Below are 17,406 nucleotides of genomic sequence, written 5' to 3'. Positions count from 1 at the left end.
AAAATAAAAAACATAAATAAGCTAATATATAGTGTATTAGAAAAAAATAAATGTATATTTGTTCTATTATTTAAATAAGTACATATGAATATTTTTGTTGGAAGTCTTCCATTCAGTATTGAGGAAGCAGATTTAAGAGAGTCTTTCGAGGCTTACGGAGCAGTTGATTCAGTTAAAATTATTACTGATAAATTTACTGGAAGAAGTAAAGGATTTGGTTTTGTTGAGATGCCAAATGATGATGAAGCTCAAAAAGCTATTGACGAATTGAATGGTGCTACTGTTCAAGGACGTGCAATCGTTGTAAACAAATCTGAGCCAAAACCAGAAGGCGAAAGAAGAAGTTTTAACAATAACAGTCGTGGTGGAGATTCACGCGGTGGTTATGGTGGTGGAAACAGCCGTGGTGGAGAAAACCGTGGTGGTGGAAACAGAGGTGGATATTAATATTTTTCTCTAAAATATAAAAAAAGGTGTCAATTTATTGACACCTTTTTTGTTTAATATATTTTTGTTTAAAGTTGAGCCATAGCTTAAAAAAGTGTAATGTTTTTGTATGCAAAAAACTTTTACGGTTACCGAACTTTAAACGTTTTTTATAAATTGGCAACTAACCAATCACCAACTTCGCTGGTTTTATAAGCTTTAGCATCTTTGATAGCTAAATCTTCTGTAATAATTCCTTGTTCCAACGATTTGTTAACGACAGCTCTTATTGCCGCTGCTTCTTCTTTTAAACCAAAAGTATCTTCAAACATCATTGCCGCAGATAATACAGTCGCCAATGGATTAGCAATATTTAAACCTGTAGCTTGTGGATAAGAACCATGAATAGGTTCATATAATGATGTATGTTCTCCTACTGATGCTGATGGCATCAAGCCCATAGAACCTGATATTACTGAAGCTTCATCCGTTAAAATGTCACCAAATAAGTTTTCAGTAATCAAGACGTCATAGGAATTCGGCCATTGCACCAATCGCATAGCTACTGCATCTACAAATTCGTAACTTACTTCAACTTCTGGATAATCTTTTTCCATTGCTTGTACTGTCTCTCTCCATAAACGGGAAGTTTCCATTACATTGGCCTTGTCCACACAGCATAGTTTTTTAGTTCGAGTCATCGCCAATTCAAACCCTTTTTTAGCCAAACGTTGTACTTCGACTCTAGTGTAAGTACAAGTATCATAAGCTGTTTCGCCATCGTCTTTTCTTCCTTTTTCCCCAAAATAAATTCCTCCGGTAAGTTCTCTTATAAATACCAAATCAGTTCCTTCGATACGCTCTCTTTTTAATGGAGAATTGTCTATCAATGAAGGAAAAGTAAATGTTGGACGAATATTGGCAAACAAACCTAATTTTTTACGCATCAACAATAATCCTTGCTCTGGGCGAACGGGTGATGTTGGATCATTATCGTATTTTGGATGCCCAATGGCTCCAAACAAAACAGCATCTGCTTTCATGCAAATTTCATGTGTTTCGTCAGGATAAGGAACTCCAACGGCATCAATGGCACAAGCTCCAGTAAGTGCAGGAGTCCAAGTGATTTCATGGTTAAATTTTTTTGCAATTGCGTCCGAAACTTTTACAGCTTCATTAATTACTTCGGGTCCAATTCCGTCTCCGGCTAAAAGGGCTATTGTAAATTTCATTAGGTCTAATTTATATTAATGTATTTCTATTTATTAATGAGCTGCGACCACATTCAACATTTTCTGGGTTGCTATAATTGCGGCAACCGTTTGGTCCGAATCTAATCCTCTGGTTTTAAATTCTTTTTGATTATTTGTCCATGTAATTATGGTTTCGCATAATGCATCAGAACTGCTCCCTGGAGGAATTCGAACAGCGTAATCGATCAATTTAGGCAATTCTAAATTTTTGCTTTTGTATATTTTTGCCAATGCGTTCATAAATGCATCAAATTGACCATCACCTTGCGCGTGCTCTTCAATGATTTCACCATCTATGTTTAAAGATAAAGTAGTTGATGGACGCATGCCTTTTGCATGAGATAATATGTACGACTCAACTACAATTTTTTCCTGATAGGTTTGGCTGTCCAAAACATCAGAGATAATGTAAGGCAAATCTTCTTTGGTAACAGTTTCTTTTTTGTCGCCCAATTCAATGATGCGTTGGGTGACTAATTTTAAGTCGTGCGAATTTAATTTTAAACCTAATTCCTGAAGGTTTTTTTCAATATTAGCTTTTCCAGATGTTTTTCCTAATGCATATTTTCTTGTTCTTCCAAAACGTTCCGGAAGTAAATCATTAAAATATAAATTATTTTTGTTGTCACCATCGGCATGAATACCCGCTGTTTGCGTAAACACATTGTCGCCAACGATAGGTTTGTTAGCAGGAATTCTATATCCTGTGAATGTTTCTACCAACTTACTCACAGAATATAATGAAGATTCTTTCACACCGATTTCTATTTGTGGAAAAAAGTCATTTATTACAGCGACAGTGCTTTCAAGTGGTGCATTTCCGGCGCGTTCTCCCATTCCGTTTACGGTTACGTGAAGTCCTTGAATTCCGGCTTTTACTGCTTCCATGACATTGGCAATGCTTAAATCATAATCATTATGCGCATGAAAATCAAAATGAGTATCAGGGTATCTCGTTACAATTTTCGAAATAAATTCAAAAGTTTCAGAAGGTATTAAAACGCCCAGTGTGTCCGGTAGTAATACTCTTTTGATAGGTTGCTTGGTTAAAAAGTCCAGATATTGGAATACATATTCTGGTGAATTACGCATTCCGTTGCTCCAATCTTCAAGATAGACATTTGTTTCAATATTATTTTCCTGAGCCAAAGCAATGGATTGAGCAATCTCGGTAAAATGTTGTTCGGGTGTTTTTTTTAACTGATGTGTTAAATGGTTGAGAGATCCTTTGGTTAATAAATTTTGGACTTTAGCTCCGGTTTTTTTCATCCAATCGATTGAAAGGCCTCCGTCAACGAAGGTTAAAACCTCGATTCGGTTTGAATATTCCTTCTCATCCGCCCAAGTCATAATCCCTTTAACACCCTGAAATTCTCCTTCACTCACTCTTGCTGAAGCAATTTCGATTCTATCAATATTTAATTCTTCCAATAACAATTGCGCAATGGTTAGTTTTTCTGCAGCAGAAAATGATACTCCTGAGGTTTGTTCACCATCACGGAGTGTCGTATCCATTATTTCAATCTTTCTTTTTTTCATTTTAAATTTGATGCTAAAACGGTTTCGATTTTATGAATCGAAATCCTGCTTTTATAAAACATTAAAAACAGTTATTGAAGTATACCTTAAAAAAGAATGTTCAATATCCGCGTATTTTTTAAGAATAGTTTTAGTAAGGAAGTTTATTGGCAAATCCAACAATTTCTTCTTTGATGTTTTGTAAATAGTCAATATCATCAAAACCGTTAACCATATTGTCTTTTTTGTAACCAGAGATTTCAAAAGATTCTTTTTGCCCCGTTTCTTTTAGTGTAATGGTTTGTTCTGGAAGATTTATTTCCAGTTCTGTTTTTGGATCAGCTTCGATAGCATTGAAGATGGTTTCAGCAAATTCTGGACTAACTTGTACTGGTAAAACACCAATATTCAAGCAATTTCCTTTAAAAATATCGGCAAAAAAACTAGAAACAACAGCGCGAAATCCGTAATCGTAAACTGCCCAAGCTGCGTGTTCTCTGGAAGAACCTGAACCAAAGTTTTTTCCGCCTACCAATATTTTTCCACTATAAGTTGCGTCATTTAATACGAAATCTGCTTTTGCGGTGTCATCTCCATTGTATCTCCAGTCACGGAAAAGGTTATCGCCAAAACCAACACGTTCAGTTGCTTTTAAGAAACGCGCAGGAATGATTTGATCAGTATCCACATTTTCTATCGGTAACGGCACTGCGCTACTCGTAAGGATGTTAAATTTATCGTATGCCATTTTTTTAGGTTTCAGGTTTCAGGTTTTAGATTTCAGGTTTCTTGTTTAGAAAACGGAATCGTAAAAACTAAAACATTTTATTAATTTTTGATATTGTTATTGCAATCGACGTTCAACTAGAATAAATCTCTAGGATCCGTAAGTACTCCAGTAACTGCAGCTGCAGCTGCCATAATTGGACTTGCCAATAATGTTCTTGAACCCGGACCTTGACGACCTTCGAAATTTCTGTTTGAAGTACTTACCGCATATTTTCCAGCAGGCACTTTGTCATCGTTCATGGCCAAACAAGCTGAACAACCAGGTTGACGCAATACGAAACCAGCTTCGTTAAGTATGTCCAAAAGACCCTCTTCTTTAATCTGTGCCTCTACAACATGCGAACCTGGAACTAACCATGCGGTAACATTGTCGGCTTTTTTTCTGCCTTTCACAATTTCTGTAAAAGCTCTGAAATCTTCAATTCTACCATTGGTACAGCTTCCTAGGAAAACAAAATCGATTGGTTTACCAATCATTGCGTCATTTTCTTCAAAGCCCATGTAGGCTAAAGATTTTTTATATGTTTCGGCGCCATCTTTAACTTGGTTGGCGTTTGGAATGTTTTTTGAGATGCCAATTCCCATTCCAGGATTTGTACCATAGGTAATCATTGGTTCAATGTCTGAAGCATTGATATTTAATTCGGTATCAAAAACAGCATCAGCATCTGTTTTTAATGTTTTCCAATACGCAACAGCTTTGTCCCAAGCTTCGCCTTTTGGAGCATATAATCGTCCTTCTAGGAAATCAAATGTTTTTTGGTCCGGAGCAATCATACCGCCACGAGCACCCATTTCTATACTCAAGTTACAAACGGTCATACGACCTTCCATTGACATGTTTTCAAAAACATCTCCTGCATATTCCGCAAAATAACCGGTACCTCCAGAAGTAGTTAATTGAGAAATAATATAAAGGGCCACGTCTTTTGGACCCACGCCTTTACTTAATTCACCATTCACGTTGATACGCATTTTCTTTGGTTTTGGCTGCATAATACATTGTGTTGCCATAACCATTTCTACCTCCGAAGTTCCGATACCAAAAGCAATAGCACCAAAAGCGCCATGCGTAGAAGTATGAGAATCTCCACAAACAATAGTGGCGCCTGGCAAAGTAATTCCGTTTTCAGGACCTACAACGTGCACGATACCATTTTTTTGGTGACCTAATCCCCAGTGAGAAATACCATATTCTGCTGCGTTGTCTTCCAATGCTTTTAATTGATTTGCAGATAATGCATCTTGAACTGGTAAATGTTGATTTATAGTTGGGGTATTGTGATCGGCAGTAGCAAAAGTACGCTCTGGATATAACACTGAAATTCCTCTTTCTTTTAGACCTAAAAAAGCTACAGGACTAGTAACTTCATGGATGAAATGACGGTCAATAAAAAACACGTCTGGTCCATCTTCAATTTTACGCACAACATGCGAATCCCATACTTTGTCAAATAATGTAGTACTCATTTTAATATGTTTTAATGTATTTTTTGTAGCCAAGTTGACTAAGATGATAACAATGAAAGCAAAACTAAAAAAAGAATCAAGTCTTTATTTTTTAATATTTCATTATATACGATACCCAAAACCGTATTCGGATATTTCTTTACTGATTTTTGGATTTCAAGCTTCTTTTTTAGTAGCGAAGTTTTTTATTTAGAAATAATAAAAAATCAATTTTCGGCGGGGTTTTATAATTATCGAATTGCTAAAATATGCTTATAAAAAGCTATTAGATTTATGAATATTTAATTAAATAGAATTAAAATTGACTTTTTTTTTATTTTAAATTTAATATTTGACTTTAGTTGAAGTTGTTTTTAAACATGATTTTATTACTAAAAGGCATATTTTTTAGCCGTATTTCAGTGTTTTTTTTTGATGAAATACTACGACGTCCAAAAAATCAATAAGGACTCTTTTTATCTTTTTAACAAGATACTACCAAGATGATTTATTGAAAGTGATTGTAGTTTTAATAAGAGAATAGTCCACGGAAATAAATTTGGTTTTGTTGATAACTTAGCTACTATTCTTGTCTAAAAAAAACTAAATTTGAAATTCATTTTTTGCGATTTTTTAAAATTACAAACACTTCACTTCCAGATATGTACTTAATATTCGATACCGAAACTACAGGATTACCAAAGCGTTGGGGCGCACCTATTTCTGATACGGACAACTGGCCACGTTGTATTCAAATTGCTTGGCAGTTGCACGATGATATGGGAAAACTCGTCGAGCATCAAGATTATTTGGTCAAGCCCGAAGGTTTTAATATTCCGTATGATGCGGAACGAATTCACGGTATTTCTACTGAATTGGCGGAAGCCGATGGGATTTCTTTGGCAGAAGTTTTAGAAAAATTCAATATCGCATTAGGCAAAGCCAAATTTATTGTTGGTCAGAATTTAGGTTTTGATATCAATATTATGGGTTGCGAATTTTATAGAATGGGCGTTGAAAGCCAAATGAGTTCCATGCCAATTTTGGATACCTGTACTGAAGTTACCGCTTCCTTATTAAAATTGCCAGGTGGGCGAGGTGGAAAATTCAAATTGCCAACCTTAACGGAATTACATAGTTATCTTTTTAATAAACCTTTTGGCGAAGCGCACAACGCCACTGCGGATGTCGAGGCAACTACGCGTTGTTTCTTAGAGCTGATTCGTCGTGATGTTTTTACAAAAGAGGAACTCGATGTTCCAGTCAGTTATTTTCAAGATTTTCAAAATAAAAATCCAAGCGAGATTAAACTCATTGGTTTAAAACATATTAATCTTAAGGAAGCTTCGGATAAAATTCGCCAGCAGTTTGGCGAAAAACAAGCGCCGGCCGTTTCAAGAGCAGCGCTTTCTGAGAATAAAAAAGTACTTACAGATGCGCCTTTCGTGCATTTGCACAATCATACGCAGTTCTCGGTGTTGCAATCTACTATTAGTATTGCGGCATTGGTAAAAGCGGCTGCACAACAAAAAATGCCTGCGGTTGCCATGACGGATCATGCGAATTTGATGGGTGCTTTTCATTTTGTTCGTGATATTTTATACCACAATAAAGCGGCTGAAGCCAAGAATAAAGCGGCAATCGAAAATGGTGAAGAGCCTACCGAAGTTCCGATGAAACCAATTGTAGGTTGCGAATTTTTTGTGTGTGAAGACCATAAAAACAAAAAAGTTAAGGACAATGGATACCAAATAGTACTTTTGGCGAAGACCAAAAAGGGCTATCACAATTTGGCTAAAATGTCTTCCATCGCTTATACTGAAGGTTTTTATTATGTGCCCAGAATCGACAGGAAAGTCATTCAGGAATTTAAAGAAGATATTATTGTTTTATCCGGGAATCTTTATGGTGAAATCCCAAATAAGATTTTAAATATAGGTGAAAACCAAGCCGAAGAGGCGTTGCTTTGGTGGAAAAACGAGTTTAAAGCAGATTTTTATATTGAAGTGATGCGTCACAATCAGGAAGATGAAAATCGAGTAAATGCGTCTTTGATTTCATTGGCAAGAAAGCACGATGTCAAAATTGTAGCGACAAATAACACCTTTTATATAGACAAGGAAAATTCAAATGCGCACGATATTTTGCTTTGTGTGCGTGATGGCGAAAAACAAACTACACCTATTGGTCGCGGTCGCGGCTATCGTTACGGATTGCCGAATCAGGAATATTATTTCAAGTCGGGAGACGAAATGAAGCAGCTTTTTGCAAATTTACCCGAAGCGATTTCAAATATTTCGGAGATTGTGGATAAAATTGAAATTTTCGATTTGGCGCGGGAAGTTTTATTACCAAAATTTGAAATTCCGGTTGAATTTAATAATCCCGAAGATGCAGTTGATGGCGGAGTACGAGGGGAAAATGCTTATTTAAGACATTTGACTTTTGAAGGTGCCAATCGCAGATACCCTGCAATCACCGAAGAAATTCAGGAACGACTAGATTTTGAATTATTGACAATTTCTAATTCTGGTTATCCGGGATATTTCCTGATTGTACAGGATTTAATTGCCGAGGCGAGAAGCATGGGCGTTTCGGTAGGGCCGGGAAGGGGTTCTGCGGCTGGATCGGTGGTGGCCTATTGTTTGAAGATTACCAATATCGATCCATTGATGTACAACCTGCTTTTTGAGCGTTTCCTGAATCCGGATCGTGTGTCACTTCCCGATATTGATATCGATTTTGATGACGAAGGACGAAGCAGCGTAATGGATTATGTGATCCGTAAATACGGTTCGAAACAAGTGGCGCAAATTATCACCTACGGTAAAATGGCAACTAAATCTGCGATTCGGGATACCGCTCGTGTATTGGATTTGCCTTTGTTTGAAGCCGATAGGATTGCCAAATTGATTCCTGGAATGATGCCGTCGAAGTGGAATTTGGCACGTTTTTTAAATGAAAAAGAAGATGTAATTAAAAAAGCGGTTCGTCCGGAAGAATACGATAAAATAAAAGAATTAATAGGCCTTGCGAATGAAGATGATCTGGGTGGAGAAACCATTCAGCAAGCCAAAGTTTTAGAAGGAAACTTAAGAAATACAGGAATTCACGCCTGTGGAGTGATTATTACGCCAAGTGATATTACTGATTTTGTTCCTGTGGCTACCGCCAAAGATTCGGATTTGTATGTGACGCAATTTGACAACTCGGTGGTGGAAAGTGCCGGTTTATTAAAGATGGACTTCTTGGGTTTGAAAACCCTTACTCTGATTAAAGATACGGTCAAATTGGTCAAATATAGAAGTGGAATTGATCTTAATCCGGATGAATTTCCGATTGATGATCTAAAGACCTACGAGCTTTTTCAACGAGGAGAGACGGTAGGGATTTTCCAATATGAGAGTCCGGGAATGCAGAAATACATGAAGGAATTGAAACCAACGGTTTTTCCCGATTTGATTGCCATGAATGCGTTGTATCGTCCGGGACCAATTGCCTATATTCCGAGTTTCGTTAAGCGAAAAAATGGTGAAGAGGAAATTATTTATGACTTGGATGCCTGTGAAGAATTACTAAAAGATACGTACGGAATTACCGTTTACCAGGAACAAGTAATGCTTTTGTCCCAAAAACTAGCGGATTTCTCCAAAGGGGATGCTGACGTTTTGCGTAAAGCGATGGGAAAAAAACAAAAAGATGTTTTGGATAAAATGAAACCTAAATTTATCTCTCAGGCTGCCGCCAAAGGTCATGCGGAAGATAAGTTAGAGAAAATCTGGAAAGACTGGGAAGCTTTTGCGGAATATGCTTTTAATAAGTCACACTCCACTTGTTATGCTTGGATTGCATACCAAACTGCTTATTTAAAAGCCAACTATCCAGCCGAATATATGGCTGCGGTATTGTCCAATAACATGAGTGATATTAAGCAGGTTTCGTTCTTTATGGAGGAATGCAAGCGTATGGGATTACAAGTTTTAGGACCTGATGTCAACGAGTCATTTTACAAGTTTACGGTAAATGATGATTATGCGGTGCGTTTTGGAATGGGAGCCGTAAAAGGCGTGGGTTCTGGAGCTGTGGCAACAATTGTGGAGAACAGAAAGGACGGAAGATACAAGTCTATTTTTGATTTGACCAAACGTATTGATTTACGTGCGGCGAATAAAAAAGCGTTGGAGAATCTGGTTTTGGCAGGAGGATTTGATTCGTTTTTAGGAACCACGAGAGCGCAATATTTTCATGATGATGGCGATGGTATTACCTTTTATGAAAAAGCAATCCGATATGGTTCGAAGTATCAGGAAAATGAGAATTCATCGCAAGTAAGTTTGTTTGGTGATTCTAGCGATGTGCAAATCGCTGAGCCTGTTGTACCGCCTTGCGAGGATTGGAGTACAATGGAAAAACTCGCCAAAGAGAAAGAAGTTGTGGGAATTTATATTTCAGGACATCCGTTGGACGATTACAAATTTGAAATGAAACATTTTTGTAATGCCAAGCTGGAAGCGTTGAGACAAATGGAGCTTCATTTGAATAAAAACCTTGCATTTGGGGGGATTATAAATAATGTACAACATCGTGTGGCTAAAAACGGAAAGGGTTGGGGCATGTTTACACTAGAAGGATATGATGAAAGTTATGAGTTTCGGATTTTTGGGGAAGAGTATCTAAAATTTCGTCATTTCTTTATCCAGAATAATTTTACATTTATGAAAGTATTGGTGAAAGAAGGTTGGACTGACCGCGATACCGGGAAAAAAGGAGAGCCAAGACTGCAATTTGTGGAGGTGAAACAATTACAGGATGTATTGGAAACTTTTGCTAAAAAATTAATTGTATTATTGAATATTAAGGATCTAGAAACTGATTTTATCCATAAATTAAGTCATCTTTTTCAGGAAAATAAAGGCGATAATACCGTGTCTTTTGAAATCATGGAATTAGAAAAAACGAAACGGATCGTTACTATTGCTCCTGTTGAAATAGAGAATGAAGAAACTGCTTTTGTAGATGATAATGAAGATTCTGAAATGGAAACTCTCGAAATTTTAGAAACAAATGCTGTTGCAAAAGTAGAAGAAATCGAAGAAATTAACGTGGTAACCAAGCTTACGATGCCTAGCAGAAAATTGAAAGTAAAAATTTCGAATGAATTGTTAGTGGAATTGGAAAAAATGCAGATTAATTTTAAGTTGAATTAGGTCTTCTAAACAGAGAAGATAAATAAAATTTAAAAGCCGAGATTAGAATAATATAGAATCGAAAGGGTTGATTTTATGGTTGGTAGGGTCAAAATATGGTTTAAATCTACTAAGATTGTTTTTTTTGCTTCTTGTTTGTTGTTTTTTGTGGATTTAAAATGTTAAATTTTTTTTCGTAATCGCTTGATTTTTATATGCATGCATATAATTTTATTTTTATGTTCATATTTCTCTAAGAAATACATTAAAGCATTGGTTAAAATTATATAAGTTTGTTGTAAAACAAAAAACAAAATTATGAAAAAGAACCTTTTTGCATTAGGATTAATGGTTTGTGCTATGTCTATGGTCGCTCAAACTGAAAAAAAAGAAAACAACAAAGACGGTTGGTATTTTAAATTAGGGGCTTCTTACTTCGTGCAAGCTACCGCAACTGAATTTCCAACAGTAGGAGGAAGAGCGGCAAATAAAGACGTTTATGTTGCGGGTAAATTAACTTCCAGAGAAAGCGTTACAGGATCTTTTGGAGAAGGTTTCCGTTACGGTGGTAATGTTGGATATCGCTTTACTGATCGTTTAGGAGTTGAAATGGGTATCAATTACTACAATAGCAATAGCAAAACGATGGTGCAAACTATTTCTCAAAACGCTACTGTTTTAAAGTCTGAGGGGCAGGTTAAAGCTTTAGATTTAGCTCCAGCTCTTGTGTTGTTTTTAGGAGAAGTTAAAGGATTTGAAACATATTCAAAAGTAGGTGTTATAATTCCGGTTAATGGTGATTTAACTATTAAAACTAATGCAGTTGCTGCTCCTGGAGTAAATGTATTCAGTAAAGATGAGGTTAAGCCTAATCCTACAGTAGGATTTTTAGCTGCACTTGGTACATCTTATAAATTAGGAAAGAATTTATCTGCATTTGGGGAAGTTGAATACCGTAACTTTACAGTACATGGTAAAACAAAAGAAACTACTGTGTTTACTATTAATGGTGCAGATGCTTTGGCTAGTAGAAGTCAATCGGATATCCACACTAATTATTCAAATCAAATCAATAGCACTTCTAATAATAAGGAAACAAATAATGCTGGTTTTGACAAGACTAAGCCGACGGATGAATTAAGCTCTTACATCAGTATTAGTGGGGTTGGTTTGACACTTGGATTGAAATATAACTTGTAATACATTACGATATTTTATAAATGAGAGGCTGTTTTAGAAGACAGCCTCTTTTTTTATAATTTGATTTTTTTGAAATAAATCATAATTATAGGCGCAGATTTTTTATCCCTGAATATCCCGAAGTTTCGCGAAGCATCTTTTTACGATTGTCCCGATACTTATGGGCAGCCCAAAAGATACAGTGTATAGCAGGAAATAGCTTCAAATAACTATTGACAATACATTTATAATCAAAACTAATTTGAGAATTGTGTTTGGTTCGCTTTTAATCTCTAAATTTGCATTATATTTAAGGTTCGTGAAACTTTATACTAAACTTTAAACAAAAAACAATATGGCTTTAGCAATAACAGACGCTACTTTTGAAGAAGTAGTTTTGAAATCAGACAAACCAGTAATGGTAGATTTTTGGGCAGCATGGTGCGGGCCTTGTAGAATGGTTGGACCAATCATTGACGAACTTAGCGCGGAATACGAAGGTAAAGTAGTGATAGGTAAAGTTGATGTAGATGCAAACCAGGAATTTGCTGCAAAATACGGAGTGAGAAATATCCCAACAGTGTTGGTTTTTCACAACGGAGAAGTAGTAGGTAAACAAGTAGGAGTAGCTCCGAAACAGACCTACGCTGATAGCTTAGACGCGTTGTTGTAATCGGTAGATTATGATTTTATATAAAAGGTTTGGCGAAAGTCAGGCCTTTTTTTTGCTTATTATTTCAGGCACTACGAATCTAGTTTTTAATTAAATTTTATTTGTAATCGTTTAATTTTTAAATGCTTTCCTCTTTTACTATATTTGATATATGAAAATCGAATCGCAAATTGAGAAAATTTCTAGCTTTCAGAATTTAGAATTGCTCGCCAATCAGGTGGTAGAAGGTTTTATTTCAGGGATGCATAAAAGTCCATTTCATGGATTTTCAGCTGAATTTGCGGAGCATAAAGTCTATAACTTAGGAGAAGGCACCAAGCACATAGATTGGAAATTATTTGCGAAAACAGACCGCTTGTATACGAAGCGTTTCGAAGAAGAGACGAATTTGAGGTGTCATGTTATTATTGACAATTCCTCCTCGATGTATTATCCAAAATTAAAAGACAAACAAGCTTTTTATGAAAATAAAATCGGATTTTCGGTTTTGGCTTCGGCGGTTTTAATGAATCTGTTAAAGAAGCAACGCGATGCGATAGGACTAAGCGTGTTTTCGGACACCTATGAATACTATGCTCCTGAAAAAGGTAGCGACCGTCACCATCGAATGATATTAAATGCGCTTGAAAACCTGTTGGAAAAACCAACAACTAAAAAAAGTACCGACACAATTACCTTTTTGCATCAGATAGCGGAGAAGATTCACCGCCGTTCAATGATTATTTTGTTTACAGACATGTTTCAGTCTGGCAATGAAGAAGCACTGTTTAATGCCTTGCAACATTTGAAACATAATAAGCATAAAGTAGTTTTATTTCATGTTGTCGATAACAAAACGGAGCTAAATTTTGATTTTGATAATGCTCCAAGGAAGTTTATTGATGTAGAAACGGGTGAAGAAGTGGCCATTTTTGCAGATAATGTGAAACAAGAATATGAAAAACAAACAGAAAGATACTTCAAAAAGCTTGCGTTAACTTGTGCAGAAAACAGAATAAAGTACGTTCCGGTGAGTGTTGGCGAAAGTTTTGAAAATATTTTGACGACATACTTGGTTGAAAAACAAAACTTTGGATAATGGGGTGAAATTTTATTGAATATTTATCACAAAAACACTTGCTTAAACGGAAATCTATTGTATCTTTGCCACCGCAATAAAGCAGCAGGTTTGGTAGTTCAGTTGGTTAGAATACATGCCTGTCACGCATGGGGTCGCGGGTTCGAGTCCCGTCCAGACCGCTAATATTGGGGAGAGCCTTTCGTAACAGAAAGGCTTTTTTGCCCCATAAGGTTTTTAACGTTAGTTGTGTTGTTTGCTACGAATTTGTAACTCGTAGCGGGTTTAGTAGTTAGACCAATGAAAAGCTTTCCACTTTTGTGGATAGCTTTTTTGATTTTAAGGAAGTTAGTTGTCGTTCTTTATTTTATAAAATTTGTGAAGAATATTTTTTAAGTTTCCAGTGTATAAATGGAAATCTATTGTATCTTTGCCACCGCAATAAAGCAGCAGGTTTGGTAGTTCAGTTGGTTAGAATACATGCCTGTCACGCATGGGGTCGCGGGTTCGAGTCCCGTCCAGACCGCTAATATTGGGGAAAGCCTTTCGTAACTGAAAGGCTTTTTTTATTTTAATGATTATAGGGCAATCAAAACAACTCTGATTTATATTGCCAAACAATTGCCAGAAACAGTCCTAAGTATATCACGCAGACTAGAAACATCATAAAACTAGATGCCAGAAACCCCAATAATGATCCAGTGGCAGCCTTTAAAGCTCGCTTGTGATTTTTAGAGTCATAAAGGAGTTCTCCCAGAAAGGCGCCAACAAAAGGGCCAATAATAAATCCGAAAGGAATAGGAGCTAAGATTCCTACTATTAATCCAATATTGGTTCCCCAAATTCCATACGAACTTCCTCCGAATTTTTTGGTTCCTTTAGCCGGAATTATATATTCTAAAACAGATAGGAATACAGTAATGAAAAAAGTAATTCCAAGTATCCAATAATTAGCCGGAACAGCATTCGTAAAATAAAGCAAAAGTAAACCAATCCAGCTAATAATCGGGCCAGGTAAAACTGGCAAAAAACTGCCTAAAATACTCACAAATAAGCAAATAAAACCAAGAATCAAAAACAGTATGTCCATAAGCTAATTTTTAGTATTTTTGAAAAACAAGCAAGCAACACTTATTTTGTAAATGAGTATGAGAAAAATAATTTTAATATATTCCGTTTTACTCTATTTCACTTTGCCTTTTGGGGCTTTAAACGGCCAAGAAAAAAAGACAGCAAGTGGCGATGATTTTTTAAAAGACTCTCTTTATGTTGTCAATAAAGTAAAGGTATTGAATTATTCTCTAAAGCAGTTTGATCAACTTTTTTTTGAATTTTTCCAGAAGAAATCAGATTCAAAATTGATATTAACCAAATCAGAATTTTATAACTATACGATTCAAATCGCTATTTTCTCAGATCGACAAGCTGCTTTATATCCCGCGCAAAAACAAATTGCCGCTGAAAATAAAAAGAGGTGGTTCGCAGAATCGTATCAAGATTATTTGTTGTCTAAGGCATCTCCAAAAAAATAATTGTATTTTTATAAAATATTAGTCCCATTCAAAAACAAAACCTTGAAGCAATATTACCCTTTATTAGTATTCCTACTTTTTAATTCCTGTCAATACTTCGACAAACAAGTACCTACAGAAAAGGAATTGTTGCAAAAGGAATTGAAAACGATCAATTGGAAAGAAGTCGATGAATACCCATCGGTCGTAGATTGTGAAAAAATAGAGAGTAAAACACAACGTCAACAATGTTTTTTTGAGGTTTTAACCCAGCTTATTCAGGAAAAATTGAGTGTGGATACACTTGCGGTTCTCTATCCGGAATTGGACACGATTGAGGTAAAAGTCACCGTTTTCCCTAATTCTACTATCAAATTCGAACCTCAATTCCCTCAAGATTCAGTGGCTTATGATAAAGTAAAAATCGACAGTATACTTCAAGCGCGTTTAGTCGATTTTCCAAAAGTAAATCCAGCTATTAAACGCGGAATTCCTGTAAAAACACAGTTTTTACTTCCCGTAATTCTTAAAGTAGAGTAAGTAATGCCATTTACGTTTTCACATCCAGCTATTATTTTACCATTTTTAAAAAATAAAAAATTGTCAGCAACTGCTTTGATAATTGGTTCTATGTCTCCTGATTTTGAATATTTTTTCAGAATGAAAATGTAAAGCGAAATCAGTGATACGCTTTCAGGAATATTTCTAATTGATTTTCCTTTAGGTTTTATAGTTATGTTCGTTTTTCATGAAATTATAAAACGTCCTCTCATAGAAAATTCACCTCTTTTTCTTCAAAACAAATTGCAGGAATTAAAGGATTTCAATTGGGGAACGTATTTTAAAAGTGCTGTTTTAACTGTTTTGATTTCCTTTTTTGTAGGGGCTGTGTCACATATTTTATGGGACTCAATGACGCATTGGGATGGTTATATGGTGCAACGATTTTCTGTTTTTAATTTAGAAGTGTTTACCGTTCCTTTGTTTAAAATTGCACAGCATGCAAGTTCTATAATTGGCTTAAGCTGGATTTTATTCTATATTTATAAACTAGCAGAAAAAAATAAAAACATCAAAATAATTGATTTTAATTATTGGTTCCTTTCTATTCTTTTTGCAGTGGTTTTAATTGCTGTTCGCTTTTATTTTGGAACGCAATTGAATAAAATTGGGAATGCTGTAGTGAGTATTATTTCTCCATTGGTACTTGCAATTACATTTACAGGATTGATTTTTAGAAATACAAAAACTAATTAGTAAAGCTTCTCCCTTTCCATTCGTATTTTCCATACAGCGAATAGAAGGCAACACTAACACTAAAAAAAGGATAGATTAAACTGCTTATGATCAAATAGTGGATTTTGTTTTTATTCAAAAAATGATGCGTTTTGTAAATTAAAACACTGTCAATGCCAAACTTCAGTGCGAATAACGAAAGGATATTTAAGAATGAAAATAAGCCCAATACCGAAAATGCAAGACCTAGAACTAAACTTAAATTTCCCATAAAAACCAATATTCCCAATCCTTTTCCAAAAGAACTTTGATACGAACTTGTTTTCGATGCCCAGCGTACTCTTTGATAGAATAAAGATTTCCAATCATTCAATGGTTTTGTGATAACAATGTTATTTTTAGACTTCAAATAATGGGTTTTTTCAGTCCCGAAGTTTCGGTAGCGCACGGCTTTCTGCAGCAGGAAAACATCGTCACCACTGGCGATACCATCATTTCCCTCGAAACCATTCAGTTTTTGAAAAAATGATTTTGTATAAGCAAAGTTGGCACCATTACACATAAATCCTTTCTTAATACCAAAACTTCCAATCGTAGCGCCTTGTAAACTTGCTAAATCCAATTGCTGAAACTGATGCAAAAACGAATTGTTGCAATCATACGTTACTGCGCCGGCAATCATCGAAACATTATGAAGCTGAATGTAATTATCCAACGTCAGTAACCAGTTTTTATTGACTACACAATCAGCATCTGTAGTGATGATCCAATCGGTATTTACGATTTGCATCGCGGTTACAATTGCATCTTTCTTCGGGGAGTTTGATACTCTAATATTATTTATGCTCGAAACTTTAAACTTTAAGCTTTGAACTTTAAACTCTTCTTTAGAAAAATCATCCACTAAAATCACTTCAAATAATTCCATCGGATAATCCAACTTGGATAAACTGTCTAATAAAACCGGTAGATTTTCGGCTTCATTACGAAAAGGAACTATAATCGAAAATTTTGTTTTTGGCTGTAAGCCAATGTAATTAATAGTATTTACTTTGGTAAAACCATAAATCAGTGCAATTATCGCCAAGCAATAAGAGAGGATTATGATGTGTAAAACAATTGTAATCAT

General features: G+C 35.6%; 13 protein-coding genes, 2 tRNA genes and 1 pseudogene. 10 read left to right on the top strand and 6 right to left on the bottom strand.

Features of this window, described 5'->3' with window-relative positions; all coding sequences use genetic code 11:
- The first annotated feature begins 84 nt into the window (after positions 1-84).
- Complete coding sequence (locus C4S35_RS00945) at positions 85-447, top strand: RNA recognition motif domain-containing protein (protein ID WP_066079550.1); 363 nt, start codon at positions 85-87, stop codon at positions 445-447.
- 149 nt (positions 448-596) lie between these two features.
- Here C4S35_RS00945 and leuB read toward each other — a convergent pair whose 3' ends face one another.
- From leuB to leuC, 4 genes are all read right to left on the bottom strand, one after another.
- Positions 597-1,658: a 3-isopropylmalate dehydrogenase gene (leuB, locus tag C4S35_RS00940; protein ID WP_103998368.1), complete on the bottom strand. Its 1,062-nt coding sequence runs from the start codon at positions 1,656-1,658 to the stop codon at positions 597-599.
- Between the two features lie 33 nt (positions 1,659-1,691).
- Positions 1,692-3,218 (bottom strand): alpha-isopropylmalate synthase regulatory domain-containing protein, encoded by a 1,527-nt coding sequence (locus C4S35_RS00935; protein ID WP_103998367.1) that lies wholly within the window; start codon positions 3,216-3,218, stop codon positions 1,692-1,694.
- 130 nt (positions 3,219-3,348) lie between these two features.
- A complete protein-coding gene (leuD, locus tag C4S35_RS00930) occupies positions 3,349-3,945 on the bottom strand; it encodes a 3-isopropylmalate dehydratase small subunit (protein WP_103998366.1) in 597 nt (198 codons plus the stop codon).
- 116 nt (positions 3,946-4,061) lie between these two features.
- Positions 4,062-5,456, bottom strand: a complete 1,395-nt coding sequence (gene leuC, locus C4S35_RS00925) for a 3-isopropylmalate dehydratase large subunit (RefSeq protein ID WP_103998770.1) — start codon at positions 5,454-5,456, stop codon at positions 4,062-4,064.
- Between the two features lie 641 nt (positions 5,457-6,097).
- On the opposite strand from leuC, the gene dnaE reads away from it, so the two are divergent.
- From dnaE to C4S35_RS00895, 6 genes are all read left to right on the top strand, one after another.
- Complete coding sequence (gene dnaE, locus C4S35_RS00920; protein ID WP_103998365.1) at positions 6,098-10,642, top strand: DNA polymerase III subunit alpha; 4,545 nt, start codon at positions 6,098-6,100, stop codon at positions 10,640-10,642.
- A gap of 297 nt (positions 10,643-10,939) precedes the next feature.
- The gene (locus tag C4S35_RS00915) at positions 10,940-11,821 is read left to right on the top strand and encodes an outer membrane beta-barrel protein (RefSeq protein WP_103998364.1); all 882 of its coding nucleotides are present in this window, start codon (positions 10,940-10,942) and stop codon (positions 11,819-11,821) included.
- A 334-nt stretch (positions 11,822-12,155) separates the two neighbouring features.
- Positions 12,156-12,473, top strand: coding sequence for a thioredoxin (gene trxA / locus C4S35_RS00910; RefSeq protein ID WP_103998363.1), 318 nt, complete (start codon positions 12,156-12,158; stop codon positions 12,471-12,473).
- A 151-nt stretch (positions 12,474-12,624) separates the two neighbouring features.
- Positions 12,625-13,551 (top strand): DUF58 domain-containing protein, encoded by a 927-nt coding sequence (locus C4S35_RS00905; RefSeq protein ID WP_103998362.1) that lies wholly within the window; start codon positions 12,625-12,627, stop codon positions 13,549-13,551.
- Positions 13,552-13,638: 87 nt separating this feature from the next.
- Positions 13,639-13,712: transfer RNA gene (locus C4S35_RS00900), tRNA-Asp, on the top strand.
- Between the two features lie 270 nt (positions 13,713-13,982).
- Positions 13,983-14,056: transfer RNA gene (locus tag C4S35_RS00895), tRNA-Asp, on the top strand.
- Positions 14,057-14,119: 63 nt separating this feature from the next.
- Here the strand turns inward: C4S35_RS00895 and C4S35_RS00890 are convergent.
- Entirely contained in the window at positions 14,120-14,620 is a 501-nt protein-coding gene (locus C4S35_RS00890; protein ID WP_103998361.1) for a DUF456 domain-containing protein, read from the bottom strand.
- Between the two features lie 58 nt (positions 14,621-14,678).
- On the opposite strand from C4S35_RS00890, the gene C4S35_RS00885 reads away from it, so the two are divergent.
- From C4S35_RS00885 to C4S35_RS00870, 3 genes and pseudogenes are all read left to right on the top strand, one after another.
- Positions 14,679-15,062: a hypothetical protein gene (locus C4S35_RS00885; RefSeq protein WP_103998360.1), complete on the top strand. Its 384-nt coding sequence runs from the start codon at positions 14,679-14,681 to the stop codon at positions 15,060-15,062.
- Positions 15,063-15,104: 42 nt separating this feature from the next.
- Complete coding sequence (locus C4S35_RS15535) at positions 15,105-15,581, top strand: hypothetical protein (protein WP_103998769.1); 477 nt, start codon at positions 15,105-15,107, stop codon at positions 15,579-15,581.
- Between the two features lie 3 nt (positions 15,582-15,584).
- Positions 15,585-16,298, top strand: a pseudogene (locus tag C4S35_RS00870) (DUF4184 family protein).
- Here the strand turns inward: C4S35_RS00870 and C4S35_RS00865 are convergent.
- On the bottom strand, positions 16,291-17,406 hold the full coding sequence (locus C4S35_RS00865; protein WP_103998357.1) for a glycosyltransferase family 2 protein: 1,116 nt from the start codon (positions 17,404-17,406) through the stop codon (positions 16,291-16,293). The pseudogene C4S35_RS00870 and the gene C4S35_RS00865 sit on opposite strands and share 8 nt — an antisense overlap.

The sequence above is a fragment of the Flavobacterium urumqiense genome, from assembly GCF_900108015.1.
In the GTDB taxonomy this organism is placed as follows: Bacteria; Bacteroidota; Bacteroidia; order Flavobacteriales; family Flavobacteriaceae; genus Flavobacterium; species Flavobacterium urumqiense.
Note: the sequence above shows the minus strand (reverse complement) of the source record. Positions and strands in the feature narration are given on the sequence as shown.